The organism is Paenibacillus algicola, assembly GCF_005577435.1.
Taxonomy (GTDB): domain Bacteria; phylum Bacillota; class Bacilli; order Paenibacillales; family Paenibacillaceae; genus Paenibacillus_AQ; species Paenibacillus_AQ algicola.
This window is the reverse complement of record NZ_CP040396.1, coordinates 755,170-779,037: the sequence shown is the minus strand read 5'-3', so window position 1 is coordinate 779,037 and position 23,868 is coordinate 755,170. Positions and strand designations below refer to the sequence as shown.

General features: G+C 52.1%; 16 protein-coding genes, 2 rRNA genes and 1 riboswitch. Of the genes, 1 reads left to right on the top strand and 17 read right to left on the bottom strand.

Annotated elements, in window-relative coordinates:
• Positions 1–30: 30 nt before the first annotated feature.
• Positions 31–132, bottom strand: a riboswitch (purine riboswitch).
• A gap of 248 nt (positions 133–380) precedes the next feature.
• The 8 genes from ltrA to E6C60_RS03500 all read right to left on the bottom strand — a co-directional run bounded on the left by ltrA (position 381) and on the right by E6C60_RS03500 (position 9,941).
• On the bottom strand, positions 381–1,673 hold the full coding sequence (gene ltrA, locus E6C60_RS03530) for a group II intron reverse transcriptase/maturase (RefSeq protein WP_138224560.1): 1,293 nt from the start codon (positions 1,671–1,673) through the stop codon (positions 381–383).
• Positions 1,674–2,252: 579 nt separating this feature from the next.
• Positions 2,253–2,690: a universal stress protein gene (locus E6C60_RS03525; protein WP_138224559.1), complete on the bottom strand. Its 438-nt coding sequence runs from the start codon at positions 2,688–2,690 to the stop codon at positions 2,253–2,255.
• Between the two features lie 97 nt (positions 2,691–2,787).
• The gene (locus E6C60_RS03520) at positions 2,788–3,051 is read right to left on the bottom strand and encodes a DUF1294 domain-containing protein (protein ID WP_138224558.1); all 264 of its coding nucleotides are present in this window, start codon (positions 3,049–3,051) and stop codon (positions 2,788–2,790) included.
• A gap of 107 nt (positions 3,052–3,158) precedes the next feature.
• The gene (locus E6C60_RS20810) at positions 3,159–3,296 is read right to left on the bottom strand and encodes a hypothetical protein (RefSeq protein ID WP_175415173.1); all 138 of its coding nucleotides are present in this window, start codon (positions 3,294–3,296) and stop codon (positions 3,159–3,161) included.
• A 64-nt stretch (positions 3,297–3,360) separates the two neighbouring features.
• Complete coding sequence (locus E6C60_RS03515) at positions 3,361–4,353, bottom strand: Gfo/Idh/MocA family protein (protein ID WP_138224557.1); 993 nt, start codon at positions 4,351–4,353, stop codon at positions 3,361–3,363.
• Between the two features lie 197 nt (positions 4,354–4,550).
• Entirely contained in the window at positions 4,551–6,692 is a 2,142-nt protein-coding gene (locus tag E6C60_RS03510) for a 5'-nucleotidase C-terminal domain-containing protein (protein ID WP_138224556.1), read from the bottom strand.
• Between the two features lie 181 nt (positions 6,693–6,873).
• Positions 6,874–9,009, bottom strand: coding sequence for a DNA topoisomerase III (locus E6C60_RS03505; protein ID WP_138224555.1), 2,136 nt, complete (start codon positions 9,007–9,009; stop codon positions 6,874–6,876).
• A gap of 113 nt (positions 9,010–9,122) precedes the next feature.
• On the bottom strand, positions 9,123–9,941 hold the full coding sequence (locus E6C60_RS03500; protein WP_138224554.1) for an MBL fold metallo-hydrolase: 819 nt from the start codon (positions 9,939–9,941) through the stop codon (positions 9,123–9,125).
• A gap of 160 nt (positions 9,942–10,101) precedes the next feature.
• Between E6C60_RS03500 and E6C60_RS03495 the strand changes: the two genes are divergently transcribed.
• Positions 10,102–10,359, top strand: coding sequence for a GlsB/YeaQ/YmgE family stress response membrane protein (locus E6C60_RS03495; RefSeq protein ID WP_138224553.1), 258 nt, complete (start codon positions 10,102–10,104; stop codon positions 10,357–10,359).
• Between the two features lie 73 nt (positions 10,360–10,432).
• Here the strand turns inward: E6C60_RS03495 and E6C60_RS03490 are convergent, their stop codons facing one another.
• The 9 genes from E6C60_RS03490 to E6C60_RS03450 all read right to left on the bottom strand — a co-directional run bounded on the left by E6C60_RS03490 (position 10,433) and on the right by E6C60_RS03450 (position 23,586).
• On the bottom strand, positions 10,433–12,022 hold the full coding sequence (locus E6C60_RS03490; RefSeq protein WP_138224552.1) for a response regulator transcription factor: 1,590 nt from the start codon (positions 12,020–12,022) through the stop codon (positions 10,433–10,435).
• Positions 12,023–12,046: 24 nt separating this feature from the next.
• On the bottom strand, positions 12,047–13,396 hold the full coding sequence (locus E6C60_RS03485; protein WP_138224551.1) for an ABC transporter substrate-binding protein: 1,350 nt from the start codon (positions 13,394–13,396) through the stop codon (positions 12,047–12,049).
• Between the two features lie 13 nt (positions 13,397–13,409).
• Positions 13,410–15,173, bottom strand: coding sequence for a cache domain-containing sensor histidine kinase (locus E6C60_RS03480; protein WP_138224550.1), 1,764 nt, complete (start codon positions 15,171–15,173; stop codon positions 13,410–13,412).
• 82 nt (positions 15,174–15,255) lie between these two features.
• Complete coding sequence (locus E6C60_RS03475) at positions 15,256–16,119, bottom strand: carbohydrate ABC transporter permease (protein ID WP_138224549.1); 864 nt, start codon at positions 16,117–16,119, stop codon at positions 15,256–15,258.
• Positions 16,116–17,072 carry a carbohydrate ABC transporter permease gene (locus E6C60_RS03470; RefSeq protein WP_138224548.1) on the bottom strand — a complete coding sequence of 319 codons (957 nt, stop codon included), beginning with the start codon at positions 17,070–17,072 and terminating at the stop codon, positions 16,116–16,118. Before E6C60_RS03470 ends, E6C60_RS03475 begins: the two co-directional genes overlap by 4 nt.
• A gap of 191 nt (positions 17,073–17,263) precedes the next feature.
• Positions 17,264–18,604: an ABC transporter substrate-binding protein gene (locus E6C60_RS03465; protein ID WP_138224547.1), complete on the bottom strand. Its 1,341-nt coding sequence runs from the start codon at positions 18,602–18,604 to the stop codon at positions 17,264–17,266.
• Between the two features lie 202 nt (positions 18,605–18,806).
• Positions 18,807–19,787 carry a ketoacyl-ACP synthase III gene (locus E6C60_RS03460; protein ID WP_175415172.1) on the bottom strand — a complete coding sequence of 327 codons (981 nt, stop codon included), beginning with the start codon at positions 19,785–19,787 and terminating at the stop codon, positions 18,807–18,809.
• A gap of 375 nt (positions 19,788–20,162) precedes the next feature.
• Positions 20,163–20,279: ribosomal RNA gene (gene rrf, locus E6C60_RS03455) — 5S ribosomal RNA — on the bottom strand.
• Between the two features lie 217 nt (positions 20,280–20,496).
• Positions 20,497–23,586 (bottom strand): 23S ribosomal RNA (locus tag E6C60_RS03450).
• Positions 23,587–23,868: the final 282 nt, after the last annotated feature.

Genomic DNA, 23,868 nt, shown 5'->3' with positions numbered 1-23,868 from the left:
TCTGCCGCAGCCATCGACACATGGCCCTGCTGACTTGCCCTGTTCCCTCGTAGTCCGAAAATTTACGGTTTTCGGGTAGAAACCTCCGGGCCCTATCCCCGGCTTTATACGAGACCTATACAATTAGGCCGTTATTTCATGGGATAGATCATTCATGAGATAAATAAGCCCTGATAATTTCAGTTTAACAATCTCTAACACCGGGTGTCAACCTAAACACGAACGTTTAGTTGTTCGTAAAATCTAATGTTCGCTTTTTGTAAAATCAAGGCTCCTGTTCTAGAGTAAAGGGCAGATAAATTCTGCCCCTCCTCATCAAACCGTACGTGAGGTTTTCCCTCATACGGCTTTCCGATGTTCGTCATTCATGTGCGTGCAGATCACAAGAGCGTTTTAAGTCCATATTGTTTGGACAATGCTTTCACTTCGCTTAATGAACTCATCCATCGCGTGCGTTGACGCTTCTTGGCAACCCACTTTGCTAAGCGCTGCAAGATGTACCAATCTAGTTTTGCCATCTTCTTTTGGCTGTAGGCTGTGTAGTAGTAGTTGCGCCACCCCTGTATTTTTGGGTTTAAATATTCCAGGTGGTCCTGGAAAGTCTTGTGACGCATATTCGGCGGAGCAAGTCGCTCCTTCACGACCTCTCGGATTCGCTCTTCCGCCTTGCGACACAGCCACTGCTGGGTCGTATAGTATACTTTGCCTTTGGATGTCTCGGCTTTCGTCTTTCGATGGTGCATGCCTAGAAAATCAAAGCCTTCTTCTCCTGTCCATAGTCCAACGATGCGTGTCTTGGTTGGATGTAACGTTAGCTCTAGGCGGTCCATAATAACTCTAATGAGTTCGTACGCCCGATCTGCATCCTTCTTTGTTTTGCAGATGACCACCAGATCGTCCGCGTAACGTGTGAGTTCCCCCATTTTTCTGCCATGCCGTTCCCACAGGAGATCAAAGTAATTCAGGTAGATATTCGCCAGCAGTGGTGAAATGACCCCACCTTGTGGTGTACCCAAATCTGAGCGTCTGACATTGCCTTCCTCCATGACACCCGCACTTAGCCACTTCCTCAACAGCTTCAGAATTCGTCTATCGCTGATTCGCATTTCTACCAGCTTAATGAGTTTCTCCTGATTGATGTTGTCGAAGTAGCCTTGGATGTCGACGTCGACCACCCAATTTCCTTTGCGGTTACATGCTTTCCGAATGCGATCTAACGCTTGCTTTGCACTTCGTTTTGGCCTGAACCCGAATGATGTTTCCTGAAAATCCGCCTCGAAGATCGGTTCCATGACGAGTTTCGCTGCCATCTGGATGACGCGGTCTCTCACCGTGGGAATGCCCAGCGGTCGCTTTTTGCCATCTTTCTTTGGAATGTAGTGGCGCCTTACAGGTTGTGGATGATAATTGCCTTCCTTAAGAAGACGTTGACATTCGTGTACAAAGAGCACCTCTCCTTGTTTCTCGATGTCTGCCAGTGTCTCTCCGTCTATTCCTGCTGAACCCTTATTAGCTCGTACTCTTCGCCATGCCTCCCACAGGATGTCTATTCGATAGACCTTGTCGTACAACGCGTGAAACCTTCGCTTCTTGCTTTCCTTGGCCGCATGACCTAGTTTCTCTTGGAGTTGTTGAACGTTTTCCTTTGGTGTTGTTAGCCGTTTGGCATTCACTGACTCGTACCTCCTTAAGAAACTTGAACAAAGCAGGGCTCCTTCCCTCCTGCAGGTTGTGTTGTCCTGCATTCTTCGGTACTATGAGCCCCTCGGACTCCCTTCCTGCAGACGGTTCACTTCACCTTTTAGGCTTATAGAGCGTCTCTTTACGGTTTCAAAAAAAAACGTGCAGGGGAGGGCCTCCCCAGTTCACTGCATCCTCTTTCATACCATGCCGATCCCCTTACGCCGGAGGATTCTTCACTGTCGTTCCAAGTTCTGAACAGCTTCCATGGCCTTCGTCCATATGCACGAGACTCGGCTTCCTCTTCCCCTCTTGCGAGGCCTTTTTGACGACGCGGCAGGATTCACTTTATGTTACAGCCTGGTATGTTGCTCGCCCTGTCTCTGACAGGTACTTATGTCGATACGCTTCTACGCACAGATTTCGCCATACGCAGGTATCCTAGCTACACAGGGGCTTGGTCCCTCCTGTGACCGGACTTTCACCGGCTAGAAGATGCGTGCTTTGCTGGGCACGCCCTATAAAAAAAGGAACACCCATGGTGTCCCTGAAGCCGTGTCCCCGCTCTCGAATTATGATTTAACGACCAGCACCGGCACGCCGGCGTGCTGAACGACATGATGGCTGACGCTTCCCAGCATAAATTCCTGGATCCCGCTGCGACCGCGGCTGCCGATCACAATCAGGTCATTCCCGTTCTGAACAGCAAATTCTACCAGCACCTCTCCCGGTGCACCCTGAATCATCTGCACGTTCCCGTCCACACCGGCTTCGCGCAGCCGGGTTTTCAGCTCGTTCGTCGTCTGCTCCGCCACATCAAAAATCTCCTTATTCACCGTTCCCGGAACCGGCGCAATGCCCTCTCCGATGAAAAAGCGAGGAAATTCATAAGCGTGCACGATATCCAGCGCTGCCTCCGGCATGACCTTCAGCAGCCCCAGCGCCTGCTCTAGTGCCTTCTCGGACAGCTCCGATCCGTCATAAGCCAGCAATATATTTTTGAACAGCATGTAGCCCACCTCATTCCCAGGTTAAAGAAAGAATTGCCCTTCATTAACCTTCAACCCGGTAAGGTGAAACCCCGGAGCATGCCCTTTAGCCTGCTTATTATGTCCATAAGTACCCGTAAATGACCGCGTTTACAAACAACAGCAGCGGTATTCCTAGTCGAAAGGAGAGATGCCTGGTCTTGTGACGTTTGCGGTACATCGCTGCCAGCACTCCCGGTGCCCCGCCTCCTGCCGCAAGCAGGAACAGCGTCTGCTCCGGGATCCGTTCGCGGCCCAGCCGTGCCCGGCGCTTGTCCTCGGACATCACCAGATATGAGGTCAGATTAATAAACAGAAACCATATGATCAGTGCTGTCCTCACTATAAAAGCCCCCTATCCCGCGTTCTTCTTCCGTTTTATTATAAAAGTGACGGGAGGAGAACACAATGAACTAAGGGGCTCTATGCTATTTCATTCCGGCAAAATGCTTACGATTCCTGCTTCGGGATTCCGTTCAGGCTCGGCGGTGTATGAGCTGCTTTTTGCGGCTTCACCGTCTGGCTTTCCTCCAGAAGGCTAGAGTGGTTTTGTTGATTCTTGATCTTTCTTGGCTTATGGATCGGCATATCACTTCACCCCCCTGTACTACCTAGAGTGAGCCAACGAAGGGAAGCTTATGCCCCGTTTTTTTTATTCAACCTCGTACTGAAGTCCCCACTGCTCCCGCACCCCATCCAGTAGCTTCATAATGGCTAGGGATTCATCCAAAGGCATTACAGCGCTCTCCAGGGCGCCGTTCATGAGGCAGCGTCCAACCTCTTCGGCTTCAAAGGCATAGCCGTCACTGACCCGGTCATCCTGATAGGCCTCGGTCTGTTGATTGCCTTCATAAAGAAAGGCTTCACGGGCATTGAAAAAGCCAGGAATCCGGATCCGCCCTTCCGTTCCATAAATGACGGCGTCATTGGTCAAGGCCAGGCGCGTAGCGCTGCTTAAAGAGGCTGACTTTCCATCCTCATACTCCAGCAGCAGCGTAAACTGATCGTCAACCCCGGTCTCGCAAAAATGTACCGTGCTGCTAAGGTTTGAAGGAGCACTTCCCAGCACCATAGAAGCGAACGAAACCGGATAGATGCCCGCATCCAGCAGTGCACCGCCTCCCAGCTCCGGCTTGAACAGACGGTGCTCCGGGTTCATCTCCGTCCTGAAGCCAAATTCCGCCTTCAACATACGCACCTCGCCAATCCGGCCATCCGCAATCCATTGTCTTGCCTGTACAATAGGCGGAAGAAAGCGGGTCCACATGCCTTCCATCAGGAACAGCTTGTGGTCTCTCGCAGTCTGGATCACTTCCTCCAGCTCGCGGCTGTTCATCGTAAAGGGCTTCTCACACAGCACAGCCTTGCCGGCGCGAAGTGCAAGCAGCACATTGTCCTTGTGCAGCGGATGCGGCGTTGCTACATAAATGGCATCCAGTGCCGGATCCTGCACGAGCTCTTCATAAGATCCATATGTACGAGGAATATCAAAGCGCTCCCCAAAGCGCCGGGCGCTGTCGTCAGTTCTCGACCCGCAGGCCGCAAGGCTTCCGTTATTGACATACTTCAAATCGGCAGCAAACTTTTCGGCAATCCAGCCTGTCCCCATAATGCCCCATTGAATGCGGCTTGCTGTTTCTTCCATGCCATACTCCTCCTTCACCTCATCTAATTGGAATGAAATGGCTATCCAGTCACTCCATCCTATTCTATAATTAAAGTGCCGCGCAAAGGTTACAATGCAGCGCCATTTTCAATTAAAAAAGGCCCCTGGTCTACGGATGAAGCCTCTAGCTTCACGCCTCAAAGACCAAGGGCCTCACTGTCAGGACTTTCTGGATATCAGAGTGCCTCCATGATCAGGAGCACAGCCGCTTTACGGGTCAGACTTTTCGCCTCTCCGGTAACGTCGTAGCTGTCCGAGATTGCGCGGAGCAGCGTTGCTGCTTCAGATGCTGTCATCGGCTCCATAGGCTTGAATGCCATGCCCGGCCATGCCTTCAGCAGTCCGGCTCCATCCAATGCAGCGATAGAATCCTGCGCCCAGGCAGGAATAAGATGGGCGTCCGTAAACTCCGCTGCATTTCCTGCCTTCTTCATGTCAAATGCCCGGCTGATCAAGACGGCGAATTCCGCCCGTGTAACGACACGGTCCGGACGGAAGGTGCCATCCTCATAGCCCTTGATGATTCCCGCTTCTGCTGCCTCCTGAATCATAGCCAGAGCCGGATCATTGACGATGTCCTTGAATACAGGGCCGTTAGTGGCACCAGCGTTTCCTCCGGCTTCAGCCGGAAGCGCCGCTCCTAGCAGATCGGTGATCCGTCCTTCGGTAGAGATCTTGACGTTCCCCACCTGATCCAGATGCTCGCGAAACACCTCATAATCGACCAGATTCAGCTCATATAAACGCCCGTCCTCTTTGGCTTGCTTCATGGAGCTGTAGAAGTCGCCGCCATCGGCAACATAGGAGTTCGTGGCAACGATATAGTAAGCATCCGGGTCTATATCGGAATACGTGCCATCTTCATTCAGAATCTGCACACTTGCGATCCGCTGGCCTTCCTGCTCTGTTGTTCCGGTTACGCTGTCCACCTTCTCCGGCTGCTTCGTGGAATCATAGTAGAAGCGCAAACCGGACACCTGCGGGAACCTTCCCGCTCCGTCCTCCACGCCGCTGACTCCGTTCTCCAGCGCAGCAACAATCTCTTCCCCGGTCATCTTCAAAGCCGTCAGATTATTGCCATAAGGCATCGTCGTCAGCAGATGCCCCAGGGTAATATCGCCCGCCCCAATCGAGGCGCGGATGCCGCCGCTGTTCTGAATGGTTACATAAGCTTTGGCATCCGGGTCCTTGACGATGCTCATCACCTTGGAGCGCATTCCGTCCGCCATCAGATTGCCGAGGTTTGTCTCTTCCTTGCGCACTGATTCACGCTCGCCGTTCAGCTCCACGCCGGATTTCCCGACTACGGTTTTCTTCAGCTCCTCCAGCGCCTTTGCATACTCAGCCAGCTTCTCAGCAGCAGCCGGATCGCTGGCAATGGTGTAGTTGCCTGCATCATCCTTCTTATTCAGAGGAATCAGCTGGCCCTTCCAGGCTGTAACCACGCCTTCATCATTGAAGGTGACGTCAAGCTGGCCCAGGTTGTTGTCGTACTCACCCGTCTGTACGATGAGCGTAGGCTCTTCATCCGCATGCACCACTTTAGGTTCATTCAGGATTGTGTGGGAATGACCGCCCACAATAATATCGAGCCCCTTTACCTGCTCGGCAAGCGCCACGTCGGCATTGTAGCCCAAATGAGTCAATGCAATGATCATCTCAATTCCCATTTCTTCAAAGGCATCCACCTGCTGCTGTGCACTCTCCACCTCGTCCTGAAATTTGATGTTCTGACCCGGAGAAGAGAGCACCGCGGTGTCCGGAGTCGTCAGTCCAATAATGCCAACCTTCTCTCCGTTTACTTCCTTGATCATTGCCGGATAGATTTTGCCGTTGCTTGCGGGCACGCCGATGGCCTGATCAGACTCCTTCTGCAGTGCCGGCTCGGTGCTGAAATCAATATTCGCACTTAGCAGCGGAAACTTGGCCTGCTTGACGAAATCAGCCAGCACCTTGGGACCCTTATCAAACTCGTGGTTTCCGAGCACCATAGCGTCATAGCCCAGCAGGTTCATGAAATACAGATCGGCCAGTCCGTTATATTGATTGAAATACAGCGTCCCGGAGAATACATCGCCGGCATCCAGCAGCAAAGTGCTGTCGTTTCTCGCTGCATTCACTGCCGTCACCCTGCGGGCGACCTGGTCCAAATGCGCGTGGGTATCATTCGTATGTAAAATGCGGAGCTCAAACCCCTTTGATTCACCTGCTGTACCCGCTGTACCTGCCGCTCCTGCCAGGCCGGGAAGAACGGATGCTGCCACAACAACTGCGCTCAGCATGCTGCTGATCATTTTTTTCGCCAATACCTTTTCCATAGAATTATACTCCTCCTCGTTCGCTGTTTAGCGGAATGGATCTAACCACTGGTCTATGAAAAAATGAATTTTCAAAGACGCTGCTTTCCTACCATAACGCGGAAAAATTTACGGGGAGCAGTTATTGAGTTAATTCTATGTAAAATTAAAGCCGATTTCTCCCTCTGTTCAAGAAGGGAAATCAGTCTTTGTTCTTCTCCATCGCAGCCTTCAGCAGCTCCCCCAGATTATTACCCAGAGATTCCTGCTTGCTACCATACTGCTGAACGAGCTTACGTTCCTCCCGTTTGTTAATATGCTTGCTGTCTTTATTCAGCGTCTCCGTAATGCCGCAGCCCAGGCACTGCACGAACATCCCGGCCTTGCCTTCCTTCAGCTCCATCTTCTTATGACACTGAGGACAGCGGCGGTTGGAGAGACGCTTCTCCCCGGATCGCTTATAGCCGCAGTCGTCGCTGGGACAGAGCAGCAGCTTGCCGCGCTTGCTCTTTTTCTCCAGGAGCCTCGTGCCGCAGTCCGGGCAATGGCTGGCCGATACATTATGCGGCGTATATTCCGCCGTGCTCCCCTTGACTCCCGCGACCAGCTCCTTTGTCATCTCCCGAATGCCGCGGATGAACGGCTCCGCTTTGCCCTGGCCCTTGGCAATCATCTCCAGGTCCGCTTCCCAGCTTGCGGTCAGCTCCGGCGTACGCAGCTGCGGCGCCACCAGCTCAATCAGCTGCTTGCCCTTGCCTGTTGGATGCAGCAACGAGCCCTGCCGCTCAATCGTATCAGAGCTGACGAGCTTCTCGATAATGTCCGCGCGCGTTGCCGGAGTGCCGAGCCCATGCTTCTCCATCTGGGTCAGCAGCTCGGCTTCCGTGTACCGCTTCGGCGGCTGAGTGCGGCCCGGCTTGACGATGCAGCGGCGCACCTGAAGCTGCTCGCCTTCCTGCAGCGGAGGCAGCAGCTTTCCGGCTGACTCCGAAACGCCGAGATCTGCATCGTCCTCCTCCGCGGTCTCGTAATCGCCTCCGTACACCTCGCGCCAGCCGCTGTCTTTAACGGTCGTTCCCTTGGCGTACAGCTGCTCGCCTTCCAGCTTGAGGGTGACCGACACGGAATCATATTTCGCAGGAGGATAGAACAGGCTGATGAACCGGCGCACGATCAGGTCATACAGCTTGCGCTCCTCTGCGCTGAGCTTGTTCAGCAGCACCGTTTCCTCTGTTGGAATGATCGCATGGTGATCACTCACCTTGCTGTCATCAACGACTCGCTTGCCAGGCTGCATCGGCTTGCGAAGCAGTGGACGGGCCAGCGCAGCATACGGGCCGATGGCTACGCTCTCCAGCCGTTCTTTAAGCGTGGACACCATATCACTTGTTAAGTAACGGCTGTCTGTACGCGGATATGTAACGAGCTTATGCTGTTCATACAGACGCTGCAGCACACTGGACGTTTGCTTGGCTGAGAAGCCGAAACGGCGGTTCGCATCCCGCTGCAGTTCGGTCAAATCGTACGCCAGCGGGTGCGGCTCGGCTTTTTCACTTTTTTTCACCGTGATGACGCGGGCTGCTCCTGAAGACAGCTTGGCCCTCAGTTCCTCGGTCTGCTTGCGGTCAAAGATGCGTCCGTCACCGCCGGACGCCCGCCACGAGGCTTCAAAGCCCCCAAGATCCACTTGAATCGTATCAAATTCCTGGGAGCGGAAGCCGGTAATGTCCTTCTCTCGCTGCATAATCATGCCCAGCGTCGGCGTCTGTACCCGCCCGGCAGACAGCTGTGCATTGAATTTGCACGTCAGCGCGCGCGTCACGTTCAAGCCGACCATCCAATCTGCCTCCGCCCGGCAGCGTGCGGACTCGTACAGACGATCGAACTGACTGCCCGGCTTAAGGGAAGCAAAGCCCTCCCGAATCGCCTTGTCTGTCTGGGAAGAAATCCATAGACGCTTGAACGGCTTGTTCCATTTCGCCATGCTCAGGATCCAGCGGGCCAGCAGCTCGCCTTCCCGTGCCGCGTCCGTGGCTACAATCATCTCCCCGATATCCTGGCGCTTCAAGAGATGCTGTACGGTCTTGAACTGATGGCTCGTTTCACGCAGCACCTTCAGATTCATGCGCTCCGGCAGGATCGGCAGATCCTCCAGCGCCCAGGTCTGGTATTTGGGATCATAATCCTCCGGCTCGGCCAGCCCTACCAAATGCCCCAGTGCCCAGGTAACTACATATTTCGGTCCTTCAAAATAGTTCTTATGCTTCTCGCGGCTCCCCATGACCCGCGCAATTTCTCTAGCTACCGACGGCTTCTCCGCCAACACCAATATCTTCATAAGCTCTCCCCTTTCTCGTAAATGATATTATACCATGGGCAGCTGCGGCAAAAGCTCCCGGATGTCTCCAGCATCCGGGAGTCAGGCCATATTAAGAATGGTCCAGCCTCGGCCTACGGTCTGTCCTCTACATATTTGCCCTGCTTCGGCACAGCCATCTCTTTGAAATGTTCCGCGAGGCGGAGCAGCGACTCCTGCAGCTCGGCACCTGCCATGGAAACGCCATGTCCCGTAATTGCTACTTGAGGCTTTAATGCGGCAAGCTTCTGAACGGACTGCTCCGCGGCTTCCCAGTCAGGCGTAAAATACATCGGCGGTCCGTGAAGCTCCTTACTCTGGGTCACGACCGCCAAGGCCGATTCCTGCTTCACGGTAATGAACGCATCGCCTGCAATGAGGGCGCCGTCCCGCTCTCGGTATAGTGAAATATGGCCAGGACTGTGGCCTGGTGTGTGGATCCATCTCCATTCCGGCAGCTCCGGCAGTGATCCGTCCTTCGGTAAAGCGTGAACGCGTGTGCCAAGATTAATGCCTTCGTTCGGATACGCTGGCGCTGCCCGCGCCATCAAGCCTCCGCCCACCGTAGGATCTGCCGGCGGGTAGTTTGCCTTCCCTGTCAGATAGGGAAGCTCCAGCCCATGGGCATACACGGGAACATTCCAACGATCTGCCAGCTCCTTCACCGTGCCGACATGGTCGAAATGCCCGTGTGTGAGCACAATGCATGCGGGCGGGCGGCCAAATCTCTGGACTGCAGTGTCTGCAATGGCGTCTGCAAACTTGGCCATGCCGGTATCCACCAGCACCCAGCTGCCTTGCTGCGGCTGTCCTACCATCAGCACATTGGCAATTAGCGTTCTCATGGACAATAGATCCGGGGTGACCTCCTCGGTATCGACTGCACCGGTTCTTAGCAAGCTGTGATTTTCCATGACAGACTCTCCCTCCATATCGTTATTTTTAATTTCTTATATATAACATACCCCTTACAACAGGATTCCATTTTTTCTGTGTCGGTAGCTGTTTAAACGGAGCTTCTTTGGTTAATAGTAAAGCACAGACAGTTAAAAAAATTTTAACGAGGTGATAATCATGGGTTTTCTTTGGTCTCTCATTGTTGGTGGTATCATTGGTTGGATCGCAGGTCTGATTATGGGAAGAGATATTCCCGGAGGCGTCATCGGTAACATTATTGCCGGTTTCATCGGCGCATGGCTCGGTAGCCTGATTCTTGGTGACTGGGGTCCAGAAATTGGTGACTTCTTCATCGTCCCTGCCATTATCGGTGCCGTTGCACTGGTCTTCATCGTCAGCCTGGTTATGGGTTCGATGAGACGCAACCGTTCGTAACCTTAACAACAGACAACGCATTTATTATTCCCCCAAAAAAACACCTTCCCGCATTTGCAAGGGAAGGTGTTTTTTATTGTGCACTTACCGACTCCCGGTATTCTGTAGGTGTATGACCGGTAACCTTTTTGAATACCTGAGTGAAATATCTGGGGTCCTGATAGCCGACAAGCGGCGCCACCTGATATACCTTCACACTCGTATTTCTCAGAATATGCTTCGCTTTCTCGATACGACAGAGAGTCAAATACTCCACGAAGGTATAGCCGGAGGACTGCTTGAACAACGTACAAAAGTGACTGATGCTAAGATGGCTATACTCTGACACCTCCTCGATCGATAAATCCTTCTGATAGTGCTCCTGAATATAGCTGCGGGCTTTCTCCATGACCGTGTGCATATCCTCCCTGGAGGGCTCGGCAGCACTGTCCTTCATCCAGCGCGCCAGCGTGATCTGAAGCACGGACATCATATCCTTCAGGCTGTCGGAAGCATGGATGTCCTGAAGCAGCTCTTCCAATGACCATTCCTGCCCGGTCCTCATATCCTTAAATTGCCGATACAATACGACCGACAGCTCAACCAGAATCTGCTCCGCCGCAGGCCTCAGGCAGCCTTGTGCTTCCAGGTAAGCATACACCTCCTGAAGGCCTGAGCGCAGTCCTTCCTGATCCAGCGTTCTTACACGGTCCAACAGGGAGGCCTCCAGATTTTTTGGATAGGAGCTCCCGGCAGAGGTGCTAATCCTGATATTCTGCTCCGCGCAGTAGACGCCTTCTCCATTCGTATAAAAACGCTGATACAGCGCCCGGGTGGCCGATTCATAGGCTTCTCCCAGCTGCTGCATACCCGACGCCGTCAAGCTGAAGCCGACGGAGGCGGAAAGCTTTGTATGCCGTTTTATCAAAGAAATAAGCTCATGACCAAGCTGCTTTTGCAGCTCCTTCATCCGCTCGGGAAAGATGAGCAGCCACTCTCCGCTCCGAAACGGAAACACAGTCAGGCCGCCGCTGTTCTCAAACCATTCCTCCAATATATTCCGAATTGCGAACAGCCACAGCCTTTTCTCATCCCGGCTCCAGGCCGCTTCCAGCTTCTCGAAACGGTCAAGCTGAAGCACCGCCATATACCAGCTCTGGTCCAGCTCATTATGCTCCAGCCACTGCAGCTGAAGGAGCGGGCTGCGGCTGCCCTCAATCAGCTCAGTAAAGAGGCGTTCTCTGGCCAGAAGGGACAGGGTTTGCATAGAGTGCAGCATCCTGTCATTCTCCTCCTGCTTCTTCAAAGCCGCAACAGCTCTCAGAAGTGAAGCCGCCAGCTCCTCATGATCAATCGGCTTGAGCAGATAATCGAAGGCGCCTTCCCGCAGCGCTTCCCGGGCATACTCGAATTCTCCGTAGCCGCTTATAAAAATAAAAAACAGCTTCGGCTGCTCCTGCATTACTTCCTTCATTAAAGAAATTCCATCCAGGCCCGGCATACGGATATCGCTGATCAGTACGTGAGGCTGGAGCTGCTTGACGAGCTCCAGCGCCGCTTCTCCATTCTTTGCTTCACCGGCAACCTCCATCGACAGCTCTTCCCATGGAATTGCTGCTCTCAAGCTCCGGAGAATGATCGGCTCATCATCCACCAGGATAACACGATACCGCTTCTCCTCCATAAGCACACCAGCCTCCCTTTTTTGTCACCTGCGCGCATCCTTGCGCAGCTCCCAATACGCCCGGGAGGACTGCTCAATTTGCTCAAGTGCTGCTCCTGCACTGGTTTTACCGCTGATAAGGTCCTCAATGACCTCCAGAAATGATGTTTTGACCTCCGGAGAAATGACGTTGTCATAAGCGAGAAAGCTCGCCGGGCTTTGCTCCAGCAAATCAATGACCTGGGCAAATACCGGTCCAGTCCGCTCCGGATCAAACGGAATTTTCATTGACGGAATCCTCCGACCCTCATACACGATGCGAGCCTGCACATCCTCCGTGTACAAGGCCTCCATTAACCCTAACGCCGCCTGCTTCTCTGGATCTACAAGCTCGGAGGACAGACCAATACCGATCGTATATCCGCCGGCCATAGACCTTGGCTCGCTGTTCCGAAGAGAAGGAAACGGGATGACACCCACCTTTTGCTGAAAATCCGGGTCTTCTTCACTTTGAAACAGATTAATATCCCAATTCCCGTTCAAATACATCGCGGCTTGCCCGCCGGTAAACAGGGCAATGGCCTCCTCTGTCGAGGAAGTGTTGGGCGAAGGGCCGAAGGCCCCCTGCTCAATCCAGGATTGGAAATGCTGAAAGGCACTCAAATACAGCTCATTGTCAAAACGGACGCCTTCATCTCCCCGTGCCAAGCGCTCAATCAAGGCAGCTCCGGCATATCGATCCATGAAATAATGGGCAAAAATTGCAGCCGGCCACCGGTCCTCATTGCCTAACGCAAATGGAATCACATCCCGCTTCAGCAACTTCTCTATGATCTCATTCAGCTGGGCGAGCGTCCGGGGCGGCTGAAGTCCGAGCCGCTGAAACAGGTCCCTGTTATAATAGAGCGGCTCAGCATGCCCTTCGATGGGAAGCCCAAAGATTTTGCCATCAAAGGTCCATAATGAAAGGCTTGTAAACTCCCCGTTCAAACCGCGGGATTGCACAAACTCCGATAAATCCATTAGGCGCCCAGCCCGGGCGTAAGGCTCAATCTCCGCTCCGCCGAACAGTACAAACATATCCGGAGGCGTGCCGGTAACCATTTCACTCTTAAGCTTCTGCTCCCGGTGAATCGTCTGGTCCATTCCTTCAAAGTTAATTTTGATATTCGGGTGCTCCGCCTGATAGCTGCTGATGACCTCTGTTACGATGTCAAGCACTTGGCGGTCATGCTCCTTATTCCAAAAGTGTCGAAAGGTGAGCGTTATTTTCTCACCCTGCTCCTCTTCAATGACTTCACGATCTTGCAGCAGCATCCAGCCTACAAGTAACGTCATCAGACACATATACAGTACAACCCATCCCCGGGCTCCCAATATTTTTGGAGTCTTCATGCTTGCTCTCCCTTCATGGCAGCATTTTCGGTATCCGGATACGGATCGTCGAGCCGAAGCCCGGCGCGGAGCAGATCATCATGCCATAACGCCCGCCAAAGCGAATCTGAAGGCGTTCATGAACATTTTTTAATCCCACACCGTTTTCCCGATACTTTCTCGCGGGTCCCTGTTCTTCACCATATAGCTTTTGAAGCCGTTCCTTAGAGAATCCAGGTCCGTTATCCGTAATATCAATGAATACCTCGTCTCCCGCATCGCTGACCGCAATACGAATCAGACCCGGCTCCTCCATAGGCTCAATGGCATGATATAGCGCGTTCTCTACAATGGGCTGCACAATCAGCTTCTGAGTGACGACAAATTTCAGCTCTTCGGGAATCGTAATCTCATAATCAAACTGATCCTCAAAGCGAAACTTCTGGATGTTCATGTAATGCCTGACGTGCTCCAGCTCCATACTAAGCGGGATTAGCTCCTGATTCTCGTTAATGCTGATCCGCAGGAGCTTGCCGAGCGAAATAACCATTTTACTAATATTCCGGTTGCCCTCCAGCACCGCCATCGAATTGATCGACTCCAGAGAATTATATATAAAATGTGGATTGATCTGCGCCACCAGTGCCTGCATTTCAGCCTCCTTCTTGCGTGCCTGCTCGGTCTGAATCTGCTGCAGCAGCTCTTCAATCTGGGCGCTCATCCGATTAAAGCCATCAATTAAAAGATCGGTTTCATCATCCGCCCGCCCTGGTGAAGGAATCGGAACAAAGCTGCCCCGCTTCACCTGCTTCATGCCGTTGACCGCCCCAATGATGCTCTGCACGAGCCTCCGGACAAAGAAGCGGTCAAACAAAAACGCCGACAGCAGCGAGCTTCCGCCCAGCAGCAGCGCCAGATTGCGAATATAGGACGACTCCGAGGCGATCAGCTTCTTCTCGGTCACCGCGACCAGAAACCATTCCTTGTGATGTGAAGGCAGATAGGTAATGAGTGACGACTCCCCGAGATCATCATCTACATAATAGCCTTTGCCGTTGCTGTAGCCCGCCTCCAAAAAAGGAAACGCTGCATGCTCCCCGATCCGCTCCCCGGATTTATCGAATACGATGCGCCCCTCCTGATTGACCAGCAGGATGTCTCCCTGCTTTAACGTTGCCGCCTCCCAAAACACCTGGTCTAGCAAATCAGGCTTGACGTAAATGATGAGCGTCCCGATGTCCTCCAAAGAGTGGTAATCCTTAATGGTCCGCGCCTGAATAAGTGCCCCGGAAGCGATTTCAATACGCCCTGCGGAAGGGGCTTGATCAGAGATCAGCGCTCCCGCAGCACGGTCCTCTCCCGGTCCTGCCCACACCGGACGTCCCTGCGCTTCCACGACCCGGCCATACCATTCCTGGGCCTGGAGCTCTGCGAGGGTATAAGCGTCACTGTCGGAGTAGATAAGCCGGTCATGACTATACAGCGCAAAGGACAGAATCATCGGGTGATGGATTAAATTGTTCATTTCCTGCCGGCGGTTATAGGTCACAGCGGATTCCGGCTGCTTCAAGGCTTGCTGAACTGCCTGCTGGGTAATTGCAAAATTGGATATGGTCGTAATCTCATTCAGTGCAAATTTCAGACGGCGATCCGTTTCCTGAAGCGATATCCAGTAAAAATGACTGGACTTCTTCTCCATGGCCTGGGAGTACGTGTAGTAGGTCACACTCCCCATAGCGATCACCGGGATAAACACAAGAAGAATAATAGCCAGCAGGATTTTACGACGGAGCTTCACAGGCTTTCCCCCATTCTCCTCTGTCTATTATTCTTCATCGCTGCGCCACTTCCTTGTAGCTGGCTAACATGTTTGAAAAAACTCAGCTCTTAACCGCCCCCGAGGTCAACCCGGCAATCACCCAGCGGCTAAACAGCAGAAACACGATGAGCAGCGGCAGTGTCGCTGCAAAGGTTGCTGACATGATCATCCCATAATCCAGGCCGTCCTTGTTCGTAAACAGCTGCTGAAGAGCGATCTGGATTGTATAATTCTCACGATTCTTCAGCACAACCAGGGGCCAGAAGAAATCATTCCATACGTTCATAAAGTTAATAATGCCAAGTGTAGCCATGGCCGGGGTCACCACCGGAATTGCAATATTCCAGAAGATCCGAAAATGTCCGCCGCCATCCATCCGGCCTGCCTCGATCAGCTCATTATGCACAGCCGAGGCAATATACTGCCTCATCCAAAAAATACCGAACGCATTCACCATGGCCGGCACGATCAGTGCCTTGTAGCTGTCGATCCACTGCAGCTTGGCCATAATCACATACAGAGGCAGTACACTGAGCTGTGCAGGGACGAGCATCGTGCCAATCACGAACACGAACAGCGTTTTTTTGAGCGGAAATTCATATTTGGCGAACGCATATCCTGCCAGCGTACATAAGAAAACAACGGAGAGCGTAACCGTGGTGGACACCACAGCTGAATTCATCAGCGCTCTGAAGAAATCCGTACGCTCCAGCACGCGGGAGAAGTTATTGAAGAACTCCGTACCGGGAGTAAGCAGCGGCGGAATCTGAAAGGCGGCCGTCTTATCATTACTACCTACGACAAACATCCAATAGAACGGAAAGATGGAGAGTACAGCACCGAACAGCAGCAGCAGATAAAATAGTATCTTTGCGCCAATGCCCGGCTCATCCGGATTTTTTTTGGCCGTTACAGCGATGCTCATGCCTTACTCCCCCCTCTTTCTCCGCCCATCCGGCTGGATAGAAGCATATTCAGCAGGGAGAACATAATGGTCGCTATTAACAGCAGCACTGCCGTCGCCGCCGCCGTTCCAAAAAATCCATTCTTGAATGCCTCATCATACAAATACGTAACCATCGTAACCCCTTCCTGTCGAGTAGAGCCAGAGCCGGACTGCCCCAGAAACACATAAGGCTCGGTAAACAGCTGCAGCGCCCCGATTGTCGATACCAAGGTTACGAACAGAATGAACGGACGCAGGAGAGGCAGCGTAATATACAGCATTTGCTGACTGCGGCTGGCTCCATCAATGCGGGCGGCTTCGTATATATCAGTCGGTATACTCTGCAGGCCGGATAAAAAAATAATTGCGTTATACCCCATCCAGCGCCACATGACCATCGTCGATATGGCGATTTTGACACCCCACCAGCCGGAGTTAAAAGGAACACTGTCCAGGCCCAGGCTATTCAGCAGCCAGTTCACCATCCCGTTGTTGCCAAACATCGTACTGAACACTAATGCTACAGCGACGATGGACGTAATATTGGGCATGAAAAATAGTATACGGAATATGTTCTTGTACTTGTTCAGGGCCGAATTCAGCATGACGGCAACAAGCAGTGCAACGATAATCTGCGGTACGGTTCCCATAATTCCCATAATCAAAGTGTTACTAAACGAGATCCAAAAGGTCGGATCACTCGTAATGAGCTCGTAATTTTTGAAGCCTACATACCTCATTGGACCGAGCGCATCCCATTTGTAGAAGGACAGGTAGATCGTAAAAAGGATCGGATACAAGCCAAAAATGCCGAACAGCACGAAAAACGGAGAAATAAACAGGTAGGCCGTCAGCCGGCTTTTTCTTTGCTCTGTCAGCCGTTTACGTGTGGCCGGATAGGATGCCGCTGCGGCTGCTGCGGGTTCTGCCATGGTGCACCTCCATGCTAAAGAATAGGTCCGAATGAACGTAAGGAAGTCCTCCCTGCATTCATCCGGACGGTTGTTATTTCAGAACTGCTTCTAATGATAATGATTGTGATGAACTCTTTGTCTGATATGCTTCCTGATTCGATCGAATATCTGTACCTTGCTGTGCTATCTTTTTCTGTCTCTTTCTAGGTCTAGCTGCGGTCCACCAGCGTTTTAATTTGCTTCATGGCACCTTCCCACTCTGCTGCTGGATCCGCTTTTTTCTCCAGTACATTTTTCAAGGCGTTCTTGATAATCGTATCGGTTTGATCATGAAGCGGACCGTAATACACCGGCTGTACGCTCTTCGCTGCTTCGGCATATGCTTCTGCAATGATCTGGCCGCTGAAGAATTCGTCCTGCTCCGACTTGAATGCCGGATCATCGTACACTGCAGGAATGGACGGGAACAAGCCGCTGACCTTGAAGGATTTCAGCTGGTTCTCCTTGTTGACGAGCCAGGAAATAAATTCATATGCTTCTTTAGAATGCTTTCCTTCTTTCGGCAGCGTCAGGAAGGAGCCTCCCCAGTTGCCTGCGCCCTCTGGCATTTGAGCAATCTGCCACTTGCCGGAGGAGTCTTCTGCGTTACGAATCGTTCCCGCCATCCATGCCGGGCCCAGCAGCACGCCAAATTCACCATCATTCATGGCTTTATTCCATTCCGGAGACCAGAGCACCCAGTTGCCAATCCAGCCCTCCTGAATCCCTTTGACTGTGAAATCGTAAGCTTTCTTCACCTGCGGGTTAGAATCCCCGATGAATGAACCATCCTCTTTACTGAAATAAATCTGGTTTGGAGACTGATCCCGAAGACCGTTATAGACCAGGTCCGTCAAATCCGCGAATGGCTTGCCTGTTTTGTCCTTGAACTGCTTGCCGACCTCAGCAAACTTATCCCAAGTGTTAATGGCTGCCGAGAATTCCTGCGGGTCTGTTGGGAGACCTGCTGCTTCTGCGAGATCTGTCCGGTAGTAGACTACGGTCGGAGCGACGTCAGTAGGAAGTCCCAGCTGGAAGCTGCCGTCTACGGAAGTAGCTTGCTTCCATTTCCAGTCCAGGTAATCTCCCTGTACATCCTTCGCACCGAGATCATATAGGTTATAGAATTTATCCTGAGCATTGATAAAGCGCTCAATGAATGCGATTTCAAGCATGAAAATGTCTGGGGCACCTGATCCCGCCGATAGGGCTGTCGTTAAATTGGCATGATGTGCGGTCTGATCAGAAGTGTTCTGAAACTTAAACGTAATGTTGGGATGCTCTTTCGTGTACTCCTTGGCCAGTTCCTCATAATTTGTCGTACCGAGCGACCAGAAAGAAAGCTCAACGTTTTCCGTAGATGCTCCTTCGTTACTGCTACCTTGCTGCTCTCCATTCGTTCCTTCCGATGAACCTTCGTTGTTTCCAGAACTCCCGCCGCTGCAGGCCGCCAGCGAGATCACCATCATCACGCTCAGGAGCATGACGCCCCAGGTTTTAAATCTACTCATGCTTTTTACCCCTCTCATTTAGGTTGCTTTCTACTTCTTCAGTGTAATCAAAGCAGCACCTTATGTTGAGGAGGCAAACTTCTGAATCTAGGTTGAATATTTTACGATCCTGCCGCCATGCCAAAAAGGCCAGGAACCATCCTGGCCTCGCTTAAGCTATTAATCCACAATAACCGCTGGGGGGGCGCAAACAAGCTGTCATTTAGATGGTCCAGTGAATGATAGAGCCGGCATAGGTCATACCTCCGCCAAAGCCGTACAGCAGCACATTCTGACCTGCCTTCAGTTTCCCGTTATCCACAGCCAGCTGCAATGCAAGCGGTATCGATGCCGCTGAGGTGTTGCCGAAATACTCAACGCTCGTTAAAGTCCGTTCAAATGGAACCGGTCCCCGCTCACAAATCGCTTCAATCATCCGAAGATTCGCACTATGCGGGACGAACCAATCTACATCCTCAGGAGCTAGCTGCGCCCGCTGGATTAAGCGCTGAGTGCCTTCCGGTACATTCCGCACCGCCCATTTATAAATCTCCCGTCCGTTTTGGACAATGCATTCGCTGCCAAGATCCTGTCCATCCATTTGCCTGGCAAGGCCGGTTTTATATAAATTCATGCCGCCTTCCCCATAAGTGCCGGTAATCGAGGCAAGGAATCCCGGCTGCTCCTCATCACGCTCTACCAGCACCGCACCGGCGCCATCACCAAACAATATACACGTCGCTCGATCAGTATAATCTGTAATCTTGGATATCGTCTCCGCGCCAATGACCAGAATTTTACGGTACATTCCACTGGTAATCCATCCGTCCGCGATTTGCAGCGCATACCCGAAACCGGCACAAGCAGCATTCATATCCAGGGCACCGGTGTTCTGAATTCCGAGCTTGGCTTGCAGCCTTGCTGCCGTACTTGGAAAAACAAAATCCGGTGTACTTGTCGCCACCAGAATCATATCCACATCCTGAACAGAAACACCGTATCGGCGGACCATATCCTTTACGGCCTGCTCAGCCAGATCAGACGTGAATTGTCCCTCTGCCGCAATCCGCCGTTCCCGCATTCCCGTCCGCTGTACTATCCATTCATCACTGGTATCAACCATCTTCTGCAAATCCTCGTTCGTCAGAATCCGTTCCGGCACATAGGCTCCTATTGCCGTGACTCTTGATTGGGATTGGATCACCGTGGATACCTCCATCTGTTTTCGTTTATTATAACACTAAGTATTAGGACTTAGTACTAAATTTGTGGATAAGTAAGAATGTATTACATTTTGTAAGATAGACATGCAGAACACTGAATCTTATGCAGGTCTGGGGATGAAGCTGAGGATAACCACTTTGTTCAACATGAATTATAAGCTTTCCTGTGAAGATGTATCCCGGTCATGTTAATATACTGTGCTGAATGAGCGTGATCTTCATGCTTATATACAGCTTGTTCACATTATAGGGATAACTCCAATCATGATACGCGGGTATGAAGTGATGCGCTGTGGATGATTGGAATGGAACAAAAAAACCGTTACTGCATTAGCTGCAGTAACGGTTTCTTCTTTGCTTGGCGGCGTCCTACTCTCCCGGGACCCTGCGGTCCAAGTACCATCGGCGCTGGAAGGCTTAACGGTCGTGTTCGGGATGGGTACGCGTGGAACCCTTCCGCCATCACCACCAAACGTGATTTTTCGGAGCATAGCTCTTCAAAATCGCTGCGAGAAAATATCAAACCTAGATATTCACCCTCAGTGTGCTCAGATGTTTGATCACCTGAAAACTAGATACGAAACGAATGTGCGTTGTTAGTTTGATCATTAGCGTAATGCTTCCGTAGCTAGCTTTACTCCGTAAAGCTCTGCGGATGCTTCCGAAGCTAGCTTTACTTCGTAAAGCTTTTAGGATAAGCCCTCGACCGATTAGTATTGGTCAGCTCCATGCATTGCTGCACTTCCACCTCCAACCTATCTACCTCGTGGTCTTCAAGGGGTCTTACATACTGGGAAATCTCATCTTGAGGGGGGCTTCACGCTTAGATGCTTTCAGCGCTTATCCCTTCCGTACGTAGCTACCCAGCCATGCTCCTGGCGGAACAACTGGTGCACCAGCGGTACGTCCATCCCGGTCCTCTCGTACTAAGGACAGCTCCTCTCAAATTTCCTACGCCCACGACAGATAGGGACCGAACTGTCTCACGACGTTCTGAACCCAGCTCGCGTACCGCTTTAATGGGCGAACAGCCCAACCCTTGGGACCTACTTCAGCCCCAGGATGCGATGAGCCGACATCGAGGTGCCAAACCTCCCCGTCGATGTGGACTCTTGGGGGAGATAAGCCTGTTATCCCCAGGGTAGCTTTTATCCGTTGAGCGATGGCCCTTCCATGCGGTACCACCGGATCACTAAGCCCGACTTTCGTCCCTGCTCGACTTGTAGGTCTCGCAGTCAAGCTCCCTTATGCCTTTGCACTCTTCGAATGATTTCCAACCATTCTGAGGGAACCTTGGGGCGCCTCCGTTACTCTTTAGGAGGCGACCGCCCCAGTCAAACTGCCCGCCTGACACTGTCCTCGCACCGGATCACGGTACCAAGTTAGAACCTAGATACGATCAGGGTGGTATCCCAACGGCGCCTCCACAGAAGCTGGCGCTCCTGTTTCAACGGCTCCCACCTATCCTGTACAGATCGTACCCAAATCCAATATCAAGCTGCAGTAAAGCTCCATGGGGTCTTTCCGTCTTGTCGCGGGTAACCTGCATCTTCACAGGTATTAAAATTTCACCGGATCTCTCGTTGAGACAGCGCCCAAGTCGTTACGCCATTCGTGCGGGTCAGAATTTACCTGACAAGGAATTTCGCTACCTTAGGACCGTTATAGTTACGGCCGCCGTTTACTGGGGCTTCGGTTCACAGCTTCGGATTGCTCCTAACCGCTCCCCTTAACCTTCCAGCACCGGGCAGGCGTCAGCCCGTATACTTCGCCTTACGGCTTCGCACAGACCTGTGTTTTTGCTAAACAGTCGCTTGGGCCTTTTCACTGCGGCCCCCTCGTGCTATTCACACTACCGGGGCACCCCTTCTCCCGAAGTTACGGGGTCATTTTGCCGAGTTCCTTAACGAGAGTTCTTCCGCGCGCCTTAGAATTCTCTTCTCGCCTACCTGTGTCGGTTTGCGGTACGGGCACCTTCACCTGACTAGAGGCTTTTCTTGGCAGTGTGAGATCATGACCTTCGCTACTGTAATTTTCGCTCCCCATCACAGCCCAGCCTTATAAGTGTGCGGATTTGCCTACACACCAGCCTCACTGCTTAGACGGACATCCATCAGTCCGCGTCACTACCCTCCTGCGTCACCCCATCGTTCATAACGGTTTACGGTGGTACAGGAATTTCAACCTGTTGTCCTTCGACTACGCCTTTCGGCCTCGCCTTAGGTCCCGACTTACCCTGAGCGGACGAGCCTTCCTCAGGAAACCTTGGGCTTTCGGCGGATCAGATTCTCACTGATCTTTTCGTTACTCATACCGGCATTCTCACTTGTATGCTGTCCAGCGCTCCTTCCGGTACACCTTCAACCTGCATACAACGCTCCCCTACCCCTGAATCGACTTCACTCCGCCTTCGAAGAGTGTTTATCCCCTGGGTGCATTTGGTCATCCTTGATTTCATCTCAAGTCTGACAAAAATGTTTCATCCAGGTCTTCACCAGCCTCAAAGAAGCAGTGAAGTCGATTCAAGCCATAGCTTCGGTGGTGTGTTTAGCCCCGTTACATTTTCGGCGCAGAGTCACTCGACCAGTGAGCTATTACGCACTCTTTAAATGGTGGCTGCTTCTAAGCCAACATCCTGGTTGTCTGTGCAACTCCACATCCTTTCCCACTTAACACACACTTGGGGACCTTAGCTGATGGTCTGGGCTGTTTCCCTTTTGACAATGGATCTTAGCACTCACTGTCTGACTCCCGGATAATCAGTCTATGGCATTCGGAGTTTGACTGAGCTTGGTAACCCTTGCGGGCCCCGCACCCAATCAGTGCTCTACCTCCACGACTGTCAATTTCCGAGGCTAGCCCTAAAGCTATTTCGGGGAGAACCAGCTATCTCCGAGTTCGATTGGAATTTCTCCGCTACCCCCACCTCATCCCCGCACTTTTCAACGTACGTGGGTTCGGGCCTCCAGTGCGTGTTACCGCACCTTCACCCTGGACAGGGGTAGATCACCCGGTTTCGGGTCTACGTCCACAAACTGACAAGCAATACGAAGTATTGCTACTTCGAGAGCATGTGCTCCGCCCTATTCAGACTCGCTTTCGCTGCGGCTACGGCTTCTCACCTTAACCTTGCTTGGGAACGTAACTCGCCGGTTCATTCTACAAAAGGCACGCCATCACCCTTATGAATCGGGCTCTGACTTCTTGTAAGCACACGGTTTCAGGTTCTATTTCACTCCCCTCCCGGGGTGCTTTTCACCTTTCCCTCACGGTACTGCTTCACTATCGGTCGCTAGGGAGTATTTAGCCTTACCAGATGGTCCTGGCAGATTCATACGGGGTTTCACGTGCCCCGCACTACTCGGGATCCGTCTCGGAGGGAATAAAATTTCAGCTACAGGGCTTTTACCTCTTCTAGCGGGCCTTTCCAGACCTCTTCGCCTACTCTATTCCTTTGTAACTCCGTGTGAGACGTCCCACAACCCCAAGGGGCAGGCCCCTTGGTTTAGGCTGTTCCGCGTTCGCTCGCCGCTACTGACGGAATCACTCTTGTTTTCTCTTCCTCAGGGTACTTAGATGTTTCAGTTCCCCTGGTATGCCTCCCTCTGCCCTATGTGTTCAGGCAGCGGTGACTGGGTATTATTCCAGCCGGGTTTCCCCATTCGGACATCCCCGGATCAAAGCTTGCTTACAGCTCCCCGAGGCCATTTCGTCGTTCGCCACGTCCTTCATCGGCTCCTAGCGCCTAGGCATCCTCCGTGTGCTCTTAGTAGCTTAACCTGGTGCGATATATTCGCGCCAGGCGCTCTCTTGAACTCTTATTTCCCTGATTGTGTAAACCACTCCAAGGTTGAAATAAGATTTCAAAGGATCTCCTGTCACGATTATATCGCTGCTACATTTAACTTCCTTGGTCATTCTCATGACACAAGATCAGCTTAAAGGATCTTTCTAAAACGCAAATTCGTTTCGTTATCTAGTTTTCAAGGATCAAGTGATGAAAGCTGAGGACGTTCACAGTTGTGACGTTTCAGTCTTCACCTTTGAGAGTTGAACTCTCAA

Bases quoted from the DNA above. Each gene is read 5' to 3' on its own strand.
- E6C60_RS03465 (WP_138224547.1), bottom strand. From the start codon at position 18,604: ATGAGTAGATTTAAAACCTGGGGCGTCATGCTCCTGAGCGTGATGATG.
- E6C60_RS03525 (WP_138224559.1), bottom strand. From the start codon at position 2,690: ATGCTGTTCAAAAATATATTGCTGGCTTATGACGGATCGGAGCTGTCC.
- E6C60_RS03515 (WP_138224557.1), bottom strand. From the start codon at position 4,353: ATGGAAGAAACAGCAAGCCGCATTCAATGGGGCATTATGGGGACAGGC.
- E6C60_RS03475 (WP_138224549.1), bottom strand. From the start codon at position 16,119: ATGAGCATCGCTGTAACGGCCAAAAAAAATCCGGATGAGCCGGGCATT.
- E6C60_RS03495 (WP_138224553.1), top strand. From the start codon at position 10,102: ATGGGTTTTCTTTGGTCTCTCATTGTTGGTGGTATCATTGGTTGGATC.
- E6C60_RS03485 (WP_138224551.1), bottom strand. From the start codon at position 13,396: ATGAAGACTCCAAAAATATTGGGAGCCCGGGGATGGGTTGTACTGTAT.
- E6C60_RS03505 (WP_138224555.1), bottom strand. From the start codon at position 9,009: ATGAAGATATTGGTGTTGGCGGAGAAGCCGTCGGTAGCTAGAGAAATT.
- E6C60_RS03470 (WP_138224548.1), bottom strand. From the start codon at position 17,072: ATGGCAGAACCCGCAGCAGCCGCAGCGGCATCCTATCCGGCCACACGT.
- E6C60_RS03490 (WP_138224552.1), bottom strand. From the start codon at position 12,022: ATGGAGGAGAAGCGGTATCGTGTTATCCTGGTGGATGATGAGCCGATC.
- E6C60_RS20810 (WP_175415173.1), bottom strand. From the start codon at position 3,296: ATGCCGATCCATAAGCCAAGAAAGATCAAGAATCAACAAAACCACTCT.
- E6C60_RS03500 (WP_138224554.1), bottom strand. From the start codon at position 9,941: ATGGAAAATCACAGCTTGCTAAGAACCGGTGCAGTCGATACCGAGGAG.
- E6C60_RS03510 (WP_138224556.1), bottom strand. From the start codon at position 6,692: ATGGAAAAGGTATTGGCGAAAAAAATGATCAGCAGCATGCTGAGCGCA.